This is a genomic window from Pseudomonas sp. TUM25319 (genome assembly GCF_056388475.1).
Genome location: NZ_CM150751.1, coordinates 3,837,568 through 3,853,339, shown reverse-complemented (window position 1 = coordinate 3,853,339; position 15,772 = coordinate 3,837,568). Strand labels below are relative to the sequence as shown.

Genomic DNA, 15,772 nt, shown 5'->3' with positions numbered 1-15,772 from the left:
GGGAAAATGACCTTTTGCCCGTCAGATTATTTACTGGTTCGGCGCAACGACTGCGCCCTTCAGAGCATTCAAGATCATGAACACCCCCGACGAAACGCTGCAGGCCAGGACTCCATACACGTCGTTGCCCAGCTTTCTGCCCTTCCCCATCGTCGGCCTCGGAGCCTCCGCTGGCGGCCTGGCAGCCTTGCTGCGCTTTTTCGAGCAGATGCCCAATGAAAGTGGCATGGCCTTCGTGGTGGTGATGCACCTGTCCGCCGAGCACGAAAGCAGCGCCGACCGCATCCTGCAGAAAGTCACCCGCATGCCCGTGCAACAGGTCACCAAGCCGACACCGGTGGAGTGCAACCATGTCTACCTGATCTCTCCCGCCCAGCAGCTGGAGATGCTCGATGGCTACCTGCGGGTCACCGAGCGCCCCAGCGGCCAGCCGCGGCATATCGCGATCGATGTCTTCTTCCGTACCATGGCCGATGCTCATCGGCATCGCAGTATCGGTATCGTGCTTTCCGGCGCTGGCAATGATGGCAGCGCCGGGCTGATGCGGGTCAAGGAACAAGGCGGCGTGACCCTGGCCCAGTCGCTGGACGATGCCGAATACGAAAGCATGCCGCGCAACGCCATCGCCACCGGACAGGTGGATTTCGTCATGCCAGTGGTGGACATGCCACAGAAGCTGGTGGAGCTGTGGGACAACATGCGCCAGATCCAGTTGCCGCTGGGAGACGAGATCGAGCCGCCGCTGCACAACCCCGACAGTGCAGAGGAAGAGCGCGCGGCCGACGCCGCCCTGCGGGATATCATCATCATCCTGCGCACCCGCACCGGCCACGATTTCAAGCATTACAAACGCGCTACCGTGCTGCGCCGCATCGAACGGCGCATGCAGGTCAACCGCCTGAGCGACCTGCCGGCCTATCGCGACTTCCTCAACAACAACAGCGAGGAAGCCAGCGCATTGCTGGACGACATGCTGATCGGTGTGACCAACTTTTTCCGCGACCGGGAAGCCTTCGAGGCCATGGAGCGGGAAATCATCCCGCGCCTGTTCGACCTGACGCCCGAGGGCGATCCCACCGTGCGCGCCTGGTCGGCGGGCTGTTCCTCGGGTGAGGAAGCCTATTCCATCGCCATGCTGTTGGCCGATCAGCTCGATTTCAGTCACAGCGCCCACAAGTTCCAGGTCTTCGCCACCGACATCGACGAGCACGCCATCGCCGTCGGCCGCGCCGGCGTCTATCCCGAGGCGGTGGTCACCGACATTCCGCCGGCGCGGCTACGTCAGCACTTCGCCAAGGAGCAGACGCATTTCCGGGTCAAGAAAGAGATCCGCGAGCGCGTGCTGTTCGCCCTGCACAACCTGTTGCGTGACCCACCATTTTCCAAGCTGCACCTGATCAGTTGCCGCAACCTGCTGATCTACCTCGACCGCCAGGTCCAGGCCGACATCCTGCAGATGTTCCATTTCGCCCTGGCGCCGGGCGGCTATCTGTTCCTTGGCAGTTCGGAGTCGGCGGATGTCTGCCTCGATCTGTTCGCGCCGGTGGACAAGAAAAACCGCATCTACCGCGCCAAGGCCAGCTCTAGCCTGGGTCGCCCCACGCCTACCCTGCCCCTCAATGCGTTCACCGGATTCTCGTTGCCGAACATCGAGCGCAGCCTGGAACGGCGCAAGGTGTCCTTCGCCGAGGTGCACCAGCGGGTACTGGAGCAGTACGGGCCGCCCAGCGTGGTGGTCAACCAGGACTCGGACATCGTCCACATGTCCGACCGCGCCGGGCGTTTCCTGCGCTACATCGGGGGCGAACCTTCGCACAATCTGCTCACCCAGGTTCTGCCGGAGCTGCGTCTGGAGTTGCGCACCGCACTGTTCCAGGCTTTCCAGACCGGCAAGAGTATCGAGGCCCGGCGCGTGCAACTCGAACGTGACGGGCGCAACTACTACGTGAACATGGTGGCGCGACCGTTCCGCGACCTGGACGCCGACTTTGTCCTGGTACTGTTCGACGAGGTCGAGGAAACCATGAGCAGCGAGGCCAAGGGCCCGCGTGACGACAGCAAGGACAGCGTCCTGTCGCAGCTCGAAGGCGAATTGCAGCGCACCAAGGAACAGTTGCAGGCCACCGTCGAGCAATCCGAGACCTCCACCGAGGAGCTCAAGGCTTCCAACGAAGAACTGCAGGCGATCAACGAGGAACTGCGCTCCACCACCGAGGAGCTGGAAACCAGCAAGGAAGAGCTGCAGTCGATCAACGAAGAGCTGATCACGGTCAACCAGGAGCTCAAGAGCAAGGTCGAGGAAACCGGCAAGATCAACGACGACCTGCAGAACCTGATCGCCTCCACCGACATCGCCACGGTGTTCGTCGACCGGCGCATGCGAATCAAGTCCTACACGCCACGGGCCACCGAGATCTTCAGCATCATCCCGTCGGACACGGGCCGTTCGCTGCTGGATATCACCCACCGGCTCAATTATCCGAGCATGGCCGACGACGCGGTGGCGGCGTTCGAATCCCTGCGCATCATCGAGTGCGAGATCCCCAGCAACGACGGTCGCTGGTACATCGCCCGGCTGCTGCCATACCGCACCACCGAAGACCTGATCGACGGCGCAGTCCTGACCTTCATCGACATCACCGAGCGGCGCCAGGCCGAGGATCGCCTGCGTGAAGGCGAGGAACGTCTGCGCCTGGCGGCCGAGAGCACTCAGGACTTCATCATCCTGACCCTCGACCCTCAGGGCCTGATCACCACCTGGAACCGCGGGGCCGAGCGCACCTTCGGCTACCGCGAGGACGAAGTGCTGGGGCGTTCCGCCGAGCTGATCTTCCTGCCGGAAGACCGCGAATCCGGCGTCTTGCACGAAGAACTGCGGCGCGCCCGCAAGGATGGCCGCGCCGACGACGAGCGCTGGCTGCAACGCAAGGATGGCAGCCGCTTCTTCTGCAGCGGCGTGACCACTGCCCTGCACAATGGCCTGCAAGGGTTCGCCAGGATCGGCCGCGACGTCACCGAGAAAAAACGCCAGGAGTCCGAGCAGGTCTGGCAACTGCAGCAATCGCGCAGTACCAGCAAGCTCAAGGACGAATTCTTCGCGGTCATGTCCCACGAACTCAAGCACCCGCTCAACCTGATCCAGCTCAACGGCGAGTTGATGGCGCGCCTGCCGCTGGTGCGCGGCAACGCCGTGGCCGGGCGTGCGGTGGACACCATCCTCGGTGCGGTGCGCAGCCAGGCGCGGATCATCGACGACCTGCTCGATCTGTCGCGGATCAACACCGGCAAGCTCAAGCTCAACCGGGGCCCGGTGTTGCTGCGCCAGGTGCTGGCAGACATCGCCGACGTGGCGCGGAGCGACGCGCAGAATCGCCAGATCGACTTTGCGCTCGACCTGCCTGAAGACGCCCACGATCCACTGGTGGTCGATGCCGACCCGGTGCGCATCGAGCAGATCATCTGGAACCTGTTGAACAATGCCTTGAAATTCACCGCGCCGGGCGGACGCATCACGCTGCGTCTGGAGGACGAAGGCGCCCAGGTGCGTCTGGATGTCGAGGACAACGGCCAGGGCATTGCTGCCGAGTCGCTGCCCCTGATTTTCGATCTGTTCGGCCAGGTGCCGGATCAGCGTCACAGCAACAGCCGCGCCGGCCTGGGCATTGGCCTGGCACTGGTGCGCGAGCTGGTGGAGGCACACCACGGGCGGGTCGAGGTGCGTTCCGAAGGGCTGGGACACGGCGCCGTGTTCAGTGTCTGGCTCCCCCACTACAGCCGCGATATCGCACCGGCGGGTGAGGCGCTGAACCCGCCCCCCGGGGATTTCCTCGGTCTGAAAGTGCTGGTTGTCGACGACTCGGAGGACATCCTCAATATCATGAAGGCGCTGATGGAGCTGGAAGGCGCGGAGGTCACGCTGGCCTGCAACGGCGCCGAGGCGCTGAGCCGGCTGGAAAACGGCGGTCCTTTCGATCTGGTGCTCTCAGACCTGGGAATGCCCGTGATGAATGGCCTGGAACTGATTGGCCGGTTACGGCGCGACAGCCGCTTCGTGGCCTTGCCGGTGATCGCCCTGACCGGTTTCGGTGCCAGTCAGGACAAGGATGAGGCGCTGCAGGCGGGCTTCAATGCCCATGTCGACAAACCGGTTTCGTTCGAGGTCCTGCAGCAGACGGTACTGTCGGTGCTTGATGCGAAATGAATGATCGCCGGCTCCCTTGTCCGGGAGCCGGCGATCGAGGTTTCAGGCTCCCGACTCCGGATCACTGGCCGGAACGCCTCTCGGCTCTTCGTCCTCGTCGGTCACCGAAGGATCGGCGTCCGGATCGGGCACCTGCGAATGATCGTCGGGGATGTCGCTACCGGGCTTGCCCTGCCCTGGCGGAATGTCGAGATCGTGCATCACGCACCTCCCCTTACGGCTTGGTTTCGGAGTGATCCTTCGGCGTCACCGGTACGCCATTCGGGCCGGGGACGACCGGATCGGTGGCGTCGCGGGTCGTGGCATGCGGATCCACCGAGCTGCCGCCGTGGGCGGCTGCCAGCTCGCGGGCTTTCTGCAGATGAGTCTTGAGGGTTGGCAGGGTCTGTTCGGCGAAGGCCTTCAGTTCTGCGTCCTTGCCGTCTTTCGCGTAGTCGGTGAACAGCTTGATGGTCGCTTCGTGGGCGTTCACCTGGTTGTTGGCGTAGGCCTGGTCGAACGACTTGGCACCGCGCAGTTCGAGGATCATCGCCTTGGCCTTGTCGATCAGGTCGGCGTCACTGGACACCTCGAGCTTCTTGCTGGCGGCGATCGCCTTGAGCTTTTCGTTGGCCGCGCCATGGTCCTTGAGCATCATCGCCGCGAACGACTTGACGTCCGCTGCCGTGCCTTTTTCCTGGGCCAGTTTGGCCGCCTCCACTTCGGCAACGCCCTTGGCCGAAGCGTCCTCGACGAAGTCATCGGCATCCTGGGCCGCATGCACGGCACCCGCCAGAGTGAATGCCAGAGCGAAACCCGCACTACGCAACAGTGTGTTCATCATTGAATCCTCTTGTCAGTTCCAGATCTGCGTCCTACTACCTGATCTGAACAAGGGGGCTGGCGAGAGGTTCATCTTTTTTGCAGTGCCTGGTCCCCGCCTCCTGGCCCGCCACCGTCTCGGTAACGGACCGGGTGGCCAGCGACCGAGAGCGCCGCGCCACTCAGGCTCGGTGGCGCGGGCTCCAGCCACGGTGGTTGGCTACAGGCTTATGAACGGCCGTCCAGGTAGAGGGTGCCGCGCAGGTACAGCGCGGCTTGGCCGCTGATGATGACCCGGCCGTTGTCCTGCAGCTCGCAGCGCAGTTCGCCGCGACGGGCGCCGCCCTGGCGCGCAGTGAGGCTGCGCTTGCCGAGACGCTCGGACCAGTAGGTAGCCAGCGAGGTATGTGCCGAACCGGTCACCGGGTCTTCGTTGATGCCGACCCGCGGGCCGAACCAGCGGGTGACGAAATCGAAGTCGCTGCCCGGGGCGGTCACGGCGATGCCGCGCACGTCATAGCGGTTCAGGGCGACGAAGTCAGGTTGCAGGCCTTCGACGGTTGCCTGGCTGTCGACCACCACCACGTAGTCATCGCTGCGGTACAGCGCGTCGATACGGCAACCCAGCGCCTCGGCCAGGCCGGCGGGCACGGTTTCAGGCTGCGGGTGCTTGAGCGGGAAGTCCATGGCGAGGAATTCGCCGTCGCGGCTCACCCGCAGTTCACCGCTGCGGGTGAAGAAGCGCAGGGTTTCACGGCGCTCGCCCAGCTCGTTGAACAGCACCCAGGCCGCGGCCAGGGTCGCGTGGCCACACAGGTCGACTTCCACTGCCGGGGTAAACCAGCGCAGTCGGTAGCCCTCGCCTTCGGCGACGAAGTACGCGGTTTCGGACAGATTGTTCTCCTCGGCGATCCGTTGCAGGGTCGCGTCGTCCAGCCAGCTTTCCAGCGGGCACACCGCCGCCGGGTTGCCGCCGAAGGCGCGGTTGCTGAAAGCGTCGACCTGATAAATCGGCAATTGCATGGAAGCTCCTTATCCGTTACGGATTTCTTCGAGGTAGTTGTAAATGGTGTAGCGCGTGACGCCGAGAGCGGCGGCGGCTTTTTCCACCGCGCCCTTGACGATGAACAGCCCGCCGTCGTGCATCTGCCGTACCGCATCGAGCTTCTGCGCCTTGCCGAAGCGAACGCCCTGACGGCGGGCGTCCTGCAGGGCGCCGTCGATGATCTGGGTCATCAGGTGTTCCAGATCGGGGGTGTCGTGGCTGGCAGGCGCCGGCTCGCTGGCAGTGGCCAGCAGTTGTTCGAGGCAGGCCTGGGCGGCGGCGATGCCAGTCAGGTCGCTGTTCACACAGAGACTGGCGTAGGGCTCGCCACTGCCATCGCGGAACACCACGGTGGCGCTGCGCAAAGCGCGCCCGTCGCGGCCGCGGGTCGGATAGCTTTCCACCACCACCGGCGCCTGGCTGCCCTTCTCCAGCGCCGCCTGCAACACCGCGTCGAAGCCGCGGTCGTCGTGGGGGCCGGCGAGGATCGGACTGCCCACCTGGCGGCCGCTGACATGGCCATTGACGATGGCCAGCACCGAACGCTCCGGGCAGGTCAGGTCATGCAGCAGCACTTCGGTATTGCGCCCCAGCACGCTGCCGAGCATGCGAACGGTGGCGCGCAGCACGTCGAGCACCAGGCGTCGCTCCTGGCGGGGATCGAGGGTCATGGCAGGTGGTCCGGAAAGACGAATCGAGAAAATATCAACAGTAAGTTGATATTTCAACAATCAGCCAGGAGGGATCGACATCCAGCGCTTCGCCAATCGCATAAAAGTGCCCACCGGCCACGTAATGCAGGCTGCGCAGCGCGGGGTCGGCGGTCTCGAATGTCCAGTGACCGTCCTGGAATACCCGGTCGTCGGCCCAGGCGGCAACCACTTCGGCGATGAACAGATCGTAGGTGTCCTGGTTGTGCGGTTCGGGAATGACCTTGCACATCAGCCAGGCTGAGCAGCCTGCTACCAGCGGCGCTGGATAGCCGTCGACGCGAAACAGTTCAACGCCGGCCCTGGCCAGCTTGTCCGGGGCATCGGCCAGGCTCTCGGTGCCGACCTGGTGAGTCAGGCGCAACTGGCCGGCATTGGGCACATGCAGCACCATCCAGCCGCTGCCTTCCACCAGTTGCCGGGTTTTGGCGATCTTGTCCAGGACCACGGTGACCTTGGGCGGGTCGAAATCCAGGGCGCAGGCCCAGGCGGCGGCCATGACATTGTCGACGCCGTCGTGGGACGCGGACACCAGCACGGTCGGACCGTGGTTGAGCAGGCGGTAGGCTTTTTTCAGATCGACGGGCTGGAAATGCGCGGGCATGACGTGGGATCTCGTAAGGCGGGACCGCGGCAGTGTAACGCAAGACTCTTTATCAAGATGAAGGCCGCATCGCTGGCAAGCCAGCTCCCTGTGGGAGTCGGCGTTGCCGGCGATGCGCCGCAGAGGCGACACCCGATTTCACAAGCGCCGCCCTATTTGGCCTTCAGCTTCAGATACGACTGATGCAGATCCGACGCCCAGCCATCGATCACCCCTTTCACATCGTCCGGCTTGAGCACCTGGCTGGTGTTTTCCAGCGGCTTGCCGGTGCCTTTTCGCACCACCTGGGCCACTACTTTGTTGGTGCCGCCGTCGATGAACTGCGCTTCGGTGGCGATATCGGTTTCCTGGTCGCGAATGCCCGACGCGGTACTCACTGCCGCCGCCACCAGCGCCACCGGAATCACTTCATACGGCTTCAGCCCCTCGGTCTTGCTGCTTACCCCGGTGATGGCCGGGCGCACCACGATCACCCCCGGCCCTGGTGCGCTGGCCAATGGCAGCGACTTGCCCAGTTCACGCTTGAGCGCCTGGTCGTAGTAGGCGGTGATGCCTTGCAGGGTGCCTTGCGGAATCTGCGCGGTGGGCTGCGGCTTGGGATAGAGCTGGCTGGGCTCGATATACACGCTGCGGTAGGCCTTGGTGTCCAGTTGCGGGTCGATCCAGCGCAGCACGGGCGCACCCGACGGTGACTTGGCTTCCTTGAGCTTGCTGTAGTCCTTGAGAAAACCCGAATACTCCGTCGGCTGCGTCAGGCTGCTGGAGCAGCCGGTGAGCAGCAGCGATGTCAGGCAGAACGAACTGATCAGATGGGCGGCGTTCATGAGGCTGTCCCTGTTCGTTGAATGGAAAAGCGGCCACCGGCATGCAGCCGGCGGCCCGGTTAGGTATAGCGCAGCTTTTCCGGCCCGCCGCAGCGAGGCCGGAAAAGTGCGACAGGGTCAGCTTTTCGGTGTCACCAGCACCTCCACGGTCGCCTCCGGCGCATCGGTGGCCACTGCAACCCGGCGCTGTCCGGGGGCGCTTTGCGGGTAACCACGCTCGGCATCGGCCAGAATCACCTGGGCGGCCTTTTCCGCCGCAACGTAGATCGAGGTGACGATGAAGAAGCCCGGGATCTTCGGAAAGATCGAGGCATCCACCACCCGCAGGTTGCTCACCCCACGTACACGGAAGGCGCTGTCGAGCACCGCCATCGGGTCATCGGCGGCTCCGATCGGGCAGGTACAGGAGGCATGGTGCCCCCAGGCCTGGTTGCGCACGAACTCCTTCAGTTGCTCGTCGGTCTGTACCGCATCGCCTGGCAGTTCTTCCTGGGCGATCAGCTTTGCCTCCTTCAGCGGCTTGGCCAGATTGCGCACGAACTTGATGCCCTCCACCACCGACTGCAGATCCTCGCCCTTGGTGTCGTTGCCCTCCTCGAAATAGCGGAAGTTGATCAGCGGGGTGTCCGCCGGATCCTTCGAACGCAGGGTGACGTAACCGGCGGTGTTGTTGGTGTGGGCTTTGAGTACCGCCCAGGTCAAGTAGTTGAGCTTGTCGACGATCAGCTGCGAGTAGCCCGGGAAGTAGCCGCGGAACAGCGCCAGCAGCGAAAAGCAGAAGAGGTCCGGCAGCGGACGCTGCTTCAGCGATTTCTTGATCACCGCCAGCACCGCGCCGTTGGTGGAATAGACGCCGATCTTGCCCTTGGCCCACTCCTCGTACTGCGGATCGCCCTTGGCATAGCGCGCGCCTTCCAGCACGCCCCATTCGTCGAAGTTCATGCGGTTGACCACCCCCACTTCGTAGCGGTCCTGCAGGTTGCGCCCCACGCCCGGCAGCTCGACCCGCACCGGCACCTCCACCGCCTCCAGTACGTCCCGCGGACCGATGCCCGACAGCATCAACAGTTGCGGTGTGTTGAAGGCGCCGCCCGAGAGGATCACTTCGCGGCTGGCGCGAGCCTGGCGCAGGTCGCCGGCGGATGTCGGGTTGCGCGGCAAGGTGCAGGCCCGGTACATCCTCGCGCCCTTGATGTACTCGACACCGTAGGCGCGTTGATGCTCGTCCAGCAGGACCCGGGTCACCAGGGCATCCAGCTCGATGTGCAACCTGTCGGGGAAGCGCTGTTGCACGTCCAGCAAGCGCTCGCGGGTGCCCATGCGATGGTGCTTGTGGGTTGCCAGCGGCGGATAGCGCAGACCGATGGCTTCCTCGCGCACCAGGCGCCAGTCGTTGGGGTCGCCGACGCCCTGCAACTGCCAGCCGATGCGCTTGACCGTCTCGCCCAGGGTTTCGAACGCCTGCCTGGCCGACTTGAGGATCGAGCGCACCAGCGACAGGTCGTCGATCACCGCCTCGGGCACCGCTTTCTCGGTGTGCAGCCAGCCCTTGAAACCATGCCGCGACGGGTTGAAGCCGAACCAGGAAAGGAAACGCTGGAACGGTCGGTGATGGCAGTTTTCCAGGCGCTGAAAGTGTTCGCGCATGGCGCTGGCCTGCCACGACGTATCGCCGGTGATGCGGGCGATATGGTCCCAGTCCTGGTTGTGCGGGTAGACCGTGATCATTGCGTTGTGCGCGGTGCAGCCACCCAGGCAACTGGCCCGTGGATAGAGCACGCCATCCACGGTTTCACCTTCGTAGCTACGGGTGAACTTGGGGTCCTGCAACTGCCGTGCATCACTGCTGTAGTGGCGCACGAAGAAGTCCCAGCGCATCGCGTTGTTCTCGGTGGAGCGTGGGTGGAAGGCGGGCACCTGGTACTGCTCCGGCAGCCCTTCCTCGCCGCCCTTGGAAACCGGGTCGCTGCCCGACTCCAGCACCAGCACCCGGCGCCCCTGTTCGGCCAGGCGGGCGGCGACGGTGCCGCCCCCTGCCCCCGATCCCACCACGATGTATTCGTAATCCGTTGCGTCAGTCATCGCAGTTGCCTCAGAAGGTTTTCAGCAGGGCGATCAATGCCCGTTTGTCGTCATCGCTCAGGCCCGGTTCGTCCTTGATGAAGCCGGTACCGAAGTAATGGCCCTTGTCCACCACGAAGTCAGGGCACTTGCTCGCGGCCAGCAGCGGCTTGACCAGGCGCTTGAAAACCTTGCGCGCCTCTTCGTCGCTGGCGTCGGCGGGCAACTGCTTGAGGTCATGCTTGATCTTCAGCAGCAGCTCGAGCACCTGGTCGCGTTTTTCCATGTCGATGTTGGACAGCAGGTTCACCGGCGTGCCCTGCGGGATCGGCCCGAGCTGGATGCCGTCGTCACCGAAGGCCCATGGGAACCAGCGGCTCAGCACGCCTTCGAGTTTCTGCAGGAAGTTGGGCAGATAACCGCTGCTGACCCGCAGGTAGCTGCGTTCGCTGGTCACATCGACGGTGCCGGGGTGGGTCTTGCCGGAGCGGGTCACCACCTGGAAGTTGCCTTCGCGCTTCTCCGGCCACAGCAGCTTCTCGATGGCGTCGTCGAACGACGCCAGGCGGTCTTCGACACTGCCCGAGGGGTAGAACTTGCCGAGGCTGTTGTTGAGGAACAGCGGTGCTGTTGACCAGACGCTGACCAGTGACGCCGGTCGGGTATAGCCGCGTCCACCGGCCGGCATGTCGTATTCCCGCGCCACGCCGGTGAAGGGGTTCTGCACCAGTACCGAACCCACTGCCGGCAGCTTCTTGTACGACTCCGACGAGAAATTGTCCCAGATGTTGTCGGCCAGGGCGTTGGTGGCCAGCGGGCTGCAGGCGTTGGTTTCGGTCAGGGTGACCGGCACCCGCAGTTCGGTGGAAAGGAAGTTGTCGGTCAGGAAGTCATCCTTCTTGACGATCTCGACCATGGCGTTCTTGAACTCCGGCGTCTGGCTGTAGCTCCAGTACTTGTTCCAGCACTGCAGGTAGTTGCCGTTGACGCAGCCATTGTCCGGGAAGTAGCTCCAGGCCTTGTCCGGCAGCTTGCTGGAGTGGCAGCGGGCGCAGGTTTCGGCGAAGACTTCCTTGCCGCGCGCCAGGACCGCCGGCGAAGCGTTCAGGTGGGCAGCGCCTCCCGGTGCGTTCTTGAGGTAGTCCGGCGTTGCCGAGGCGAGGAAGAACAGCGCCAGGTCTGGCGTCTGCGCCTCGTTGGCGTTCCAGTACGCCGAGTTCTTGCGCGCCACGTCGATGCGGAACGGGGTGATCGGCTTGCCACCGATCAAGGGCCGGAAGTGGGTGGTCCACTCTTCGCTGAACAGACCGATGTTGACGAACACCCGGTTCAGCGCGCCGAGGGCGCCCACCGAGTCGGCACCGTCCTTGAGCACCCGCGGGGTGAACACGGTGTCGGGCTTGGCGTAGAACCTGGTCAGCGGACTGTCGGCGGGAATTCCCGGCACGTCGTTGAACTGGCGGTTGTTGAGGTCGCCACCGGCGAGTTTCTCCTTGCCGGTATGGGCCGCCAGTTCGATCCGCGCCTTGAGGTTGTAGACCGCGTTCATGGTCCGCGGGTTGTTGATGTAGTCACTGGACACCAGCGAGGTATCCAGTGCTCCCGGCCGCGAGGTGTGGAACAGTTGCTGCGGGTAGCTGGACTTGTCCGGATCCCACATGAAGATGCGATCGACCCAGAAATACTGGGCTCCGGGGTTGGAGTTGAGGTTGGCCCAGGCGGGCTTGTTGGGGTTGGCCGGTGGATTGGCCGGGTTTGGCCCGACGTGGCAGAAGCCGCAGGACATGCCCACCCGATAGGGTTTCACCAGCTTGCTGTCGTTGTAGTAGCCGGGATCTTCGTAATAGCGCTTGGGGTCCCAGTGTTTCTGGGCCTTTTCGTCGAAGTCCGGGTTGGGGAACAGGCGCAGGCCGACGATGCCGGTGCCGTAGCCGTAGTAGGAACCGGCGGGAATGTTCTTGCCCCGGGCGCCGATTTTCACCCCCGGATACTTTTCTTCGTTTTCGAACGGGTCGGCGCCACAGGACGGATCACGGCTGTCCAGCCACAGGCCGTAGCGGTCCTCACGCGGACCTTCGGCTTTCACGTAGCACGGCTCGTTGACCACGCCGAGGTAGTCCCAGCGGTTGTCGCGGCTGGCCTTGAGCCCCGGGTGGCTGGAAATGGTCTTGAGGAAATCGAGGTTGCCGACGCTGTCGCGCGACAGCTTGTCCCAGAGCTTGTCGTTGCCGGCGGTCCAGACGATCCAGTTGTTGCGACCGCGAGCGAAGGCGTCCACCGCCTGCTGCTCGGTGATGCCGGGAATGAAGGGTGAAAGGCGCTCCACCAGCAGCTGGGGCTGTTTCGATACGCCGTAGTCCATGTCGGCGAAATAATCCTCCTCGGCGCCCTTCAGGCTGTCGGCTTCGCGGCCGACGCACTTGGCTTCGTCGAGGATCTTGCCGGACTGGTCCCCGCAGGGATTCTTGCTCTCGCTGTTGCACCCCTGCAACAGCACCAAGGGAAGACAAACGCTCAGCATCAGCTTCACGGGTTTCATGCGCTGCTCCTTGCAAACGTACAGACCGGTCCCTCTGTCCTTGGGGACACGTTATTACGGCCGGTCCAGATGGCCGAATGAACTGACTGCCTGCGCGCCGGGTCGGTGAACCGTCGCGCCAGTATCGTTACAACTCCTTACAAACGCCCAGCCTAGGCTATTTCTCAGGGACCGATGAATGCCATTTCGCGATTAAAAATCGCGGCTTATTTCGTTGCCGCATAGGTTTGCGCGCAGGCTTCAAGTGCGCCATCTTCAATGCTGGCATCTGGCTATTTTCCTGCTCTACACTGCTTCGCCAAATGGATTTCATCCCCTACCTCGAAGGCGGAACATGGACAAGGAACAGCCCGAAATCTCTGCGCAACAGCGCGCGCAATACGACGCCGAACACCAGCGCATCGGCAAGCGCCGCGAGTTGCTGCGCCTGGCCCCTAAAGACAAAGGGCACTGGGCCGTGGCCCTGTCCGGTGGTGGAATCCGCAGTGCAACCTTCTGTCTCGGCGTGCTGCAATCGCTGGCGCGGGCGAAGGCCCCCGGCGGCAGCGACGACAAGGACAACCCGCGCAACCGGCTCATCGCCCAGTTCGACTATCTGTCGACCGTCAGCGGTGGCGGTTACCTGGGGTCGTTCTTCGGCAGCCTGTTTCTCCCCGGCCGCCTGCGCAAGCCCAGTGAAGCGCCGGTGGCCAGCAGCCCGGAAGTCCAGGCCGCCAAGGACGCCTACAAGGTGCTCGACTTCGAGCCGCCGGGCCGCATCCATACCAGTGTCGACTACCGCCATTCGCCGCCGGGCGAAGCGCCACTGGCCTGGCTGCGGGAAAACGGCCGCTACCTGACACCGGGCAGCTCCGGCGACATCTTCTACGTGCTGGCCCTGTCACTGCGCAACTTGCTGGCGCTGCATGTGGTCATCGGCTTGCCACTGCTGTTCGCCCTGGCGCTGGCGGTGCTGGTGAACGTGGGCATCTCCTCCAGCGCCCTCTGTTCGCCCGTCGCCGCCCTGTTGCCGATGGGCGTGGTGCACCTGCTCTGCGGATCGTTGTGGTGGCTGCCGGCACTGCTGGTCGTGGTCGTGGTGATACCGCTGATGGCGGCGTTCTGGATGGTGTATTTCCAGAAGGACCAGGATGAGCGGGTGCACCTGTGGAACTGGTCCACGGGGCTCTCCTTCGTTGCCGGTCTGATGTTCCTGGGGCTGGCGTTCGCGCCCTGGGGCATGGACGAAGAACTGCGCTCGCTGCTGGTGGGCCTGGCGGCCGTCAGTTGGCTGGCCATCGCCTACAGTGTCTGGCTAGGCCTGTCGCTGCGCCACAAGCGCGACCGCGATGACGCCCTGGCGCGCAACGATTGCGTGCGCACTTACCGCGTGCTGGTCACCCGCCACCTGGGCCAGGCGTTGATTCTGGTGCTGGTCGCGAGCTTCTTCGCCCTGCTGCCCTCGGTCACCGAATGGATCTACACCAGTGAGCAGCGCGGCCCGCTGATTTCCTCGACGGCCCTGTTGCCGGTCTTGATCGCCATTGTTCGTGGCCTGACCGCGTTCAGTGACGACAAAGCCATGCCGAGCTGGTTCAGTCGTCTGCCAATGAGCGTGATCGCCGGCGTTGCCGGGGTTGTCATCTTCATGCTGGTGGCCGTGCTGTGGGGCCTGCTGGTGCAGTTCGTGCGCTATCAGGGGCTGGAAGGCGACGCCCTCATCCGTCTCGCCGTGCTGGTGCTGGTGGCGGCGATCCTGAGTTTCGTCACCGGGCGCTTCATCGGCTTTCTCAACCAGTCGTCGCTGCAGTCGTTCTATGCCAGCCGCCTGGCCCGTGCCTACCTCGGGGCGTCCAACGGCCTGCGCTTCGACGGCGCCACTCGCAAGATCCGCAAGCAGCGCATGAGCGTCGCCGAGGCCCTGCCCGGGGACGACGTGCCGATCGAGACCTACTACGGCACCACCACCTGTGCACCGGTGCACCTGATCAACGTCACCATGAACCTCACCGTCGACCCGGCCGAGCAACTGGTGCAGCGTGACCGCAAGGGCAAGCCGCTGTGCCTGGCGCCCAGCGGTGCCACCGATACCCGCAGCGTCAGCTACATCCTGGATGGCGACCCCCGGCAGCGCTCGTTCCAGCAACGCTGGATCGCCAGTGAGATCTATCAGCCGCTGGGCCTCGCCCACTGGGTCGCCACTTCCGGCGCAGCCTTCTCCACGGGGCTCGGACGGGCCACCAGCCTCGGCACGTCACTGGCCTTCGGTCTGACCAACGTGCGCCTGGGAAGCTGGTGGCCGGCGAATTTCGTCGAAGATGAAGAACAGGGTGCGCCCCAGCGCGTCTGGCGTGACAAGGGCTGGGCCGCCACCTTCCCGACCCAGACCTACCTGTTCTATGAACTGACCGCACACTTCCACGGTTTGCGACGTGATTTCCAGTACCTTTCCGATGGTGGCCACTTTGAGAACACCGCAACCTACGAGCTGATTCGCGCTGGCCGCAACGTCGAGCTGATCGTGATGTGTGATTGCGGCGCCGACCCTCACTATCAGTTCGACGACCTGGCCAACCTGATCCGCCTGGCGCGGATCGATCAGGCGCTGGAGATCCGCCAGGACCTGAACGTGCTGGGCGATCCGGTGCTGGGGCCCTACTTCGGTCTGCCGGAGAACTTCGCCCGTCCGGGGCCGGGCGACAGCCTGCGTTGCGCGATGCTGTTCGACGTCACCGACCAGCAGGGCCAGCGCACCGCGCGGATCCTGCTGCTCAAGCCGAACGTGGTCGCCGGCCTGCCGGTGGACGTGGTGAACTACGCCAGCGAGCACCCGACCTTCCCCAACGAGAGCACGGCCAACCAGTTCTTCGACGAAGCCCAGTTCGAAAGCTACCGGCAGTTGGGCCTGCAGACCGGACAGCGCCTGTTCGGCGGCGGCAAGGACGGCTCGAAGGTGGCCGACGCCTTGTGGCACTACCTGGGGTTGTCCACCTCCCACTGAAGCGGAC

Annotated in this window: 9 protein-coding genes and 1 pseudogene; 2 read left to right on the top strand and 8 right to left on the bottom strand. The window is 64.1% G+C overall.

What is annotated here, in order from left to right; translation table 11 throughout:
• The first annotated feature begins 76 nt into the window (after positions 1-76).
• Positions 77-4,201, top strand: coding sequence for a CheR family methyltransferase (locus AC05QJ_RS17875; protein ID WP_476742624.1), 4,125 nt, complete (start codon positions 77-79; stop codon positions 4,199-4,201).
• A gap of 42 nt (positions 4,202-4,243) precedes the next feature.
• On the opposite strand, the gene AC05QJ_RS17870 is transcribed toward AC05QJ_RS17875, so the two are convergent.
• The 8 genes and pseudogenes from AC05QJ_RS17870 to AC05QJ_RS17835 all read right to left on the bottom strand — a co-directional run bounded on the left by AC05QJ_RS17870 (position 4,244) and on the right by AC05QJ_RS17835 (position 12,785).
• On the bottom strand, positions 4,244-4,405 hold the full coding sequence (locus tag AC05QJ_RS17870) for a hypothetical protein (protein WP_476748047.1): 162 nt from the start codon (positions 4,403-4,405) through the stop codon (positions 4,244-4,246).
• Between the two features lie 112 nt (positions 4,406-4,517).
• A pseudogene (locus AC05QJ_RS17865) lies at positions 4,518-5,021 on the bottom strand (DUF4142 domain-containing protein); the annotation flags it as partial.
• Positions 5,022-5,230: 209 nt separating this feature from the next.
• Positions 5,231-6,025 carry a PhzF family phenazine biosynthesis protein gene (locus AC05QJ_RS17860; protein ID WP_476742623.1) on the bottom strand — a complete coding sequence of 265 codons (795 nt, stop codon included), beginning with the start codon at positions 6,023-6,025 and terminating at the stop codon, positions 5,231-5,233.
• Between the two features lie 9 nt (positions 6,026-6,034).
• Positions 6,035-6,718: a helix-turn-helix transcriptional regulator gene (locus tag AC05QJ_RS17855; RefSeq protein ID WP_476742622.1), complete on the bottom strand. Its 684-nt coding sequence runs from the start codon at positions 6,716-6,718 to the stop codon at positions 6,035-6,037.
• 34 nt (positions 6,719-6,752) lie between these two features.
• Complete coding sequence (locus tag AC05QJ_RS17850) at positions 6,753-7,361, bottom strand: flavin reductase family protein (RefSeq protein ID WP_476742621.1); 609 nt, start codon at positions 7,359-7,361, stop codon at positions 6,753-6,755.
• Positions 7,362-7,513: 152 nt separating this feature from the next.
• On the bottom strand, positions 7,514-8,185 hold the full coding sequence (locus AC05QJ_RS17845) for a DUF3313 domain-containing protein (protein ID WP_476742620.1): 672 nt from the start codon (positions 8,183-8,185) through the stop codon (positions 7,514-7,516).
• A gap of 117 nt (positions 8,186-8,302) precedes the next feature.
• Positions 8,303-10,267 carry a GMC family oxidoreductase gene (locus AC05QJ_RS17840; RefSeq protein WP_476742619.1) on the bottom strand — a complete coding sequence of 655 codons (1,965 nt, stop codon included), beginning with the start codon at positions 10,265-10,267 and terminating at the stop codon, positions 8,303-8,305.
• A 10-nt stretch (positions 10,268-10,277) separates the two neighbouring features.
• Positions 10,278-12,785, bottom strand: a complete 2,508-nt coding sequence (locus tag AC05QJ_RS17835) for a hypothetical protein (protein WP_476742618.1) — start codon at positions 12,783-12,785, stop codon at positions 10,278-10,280.
• 334 nt (positions 12,786-13,119) lie between these two features.
• Here AC05QJ_RS17835 and AC05QJ_RS17830 point away from each other — a divergent pair, with 334 nt between their 5' ends.
• Positions 13,120-15,765, top strand: a complete 2,646-nt coding sequence (locus AC05QJ_RS17830; RefSeq protein ID WP_476742617.1) for a hypothetical protein — start codon at positions 13,120-13,122, stop codon at positions 15,763-15,765.
• Positions 15,766-15,772: the final 7 nt, after the last annotated feature.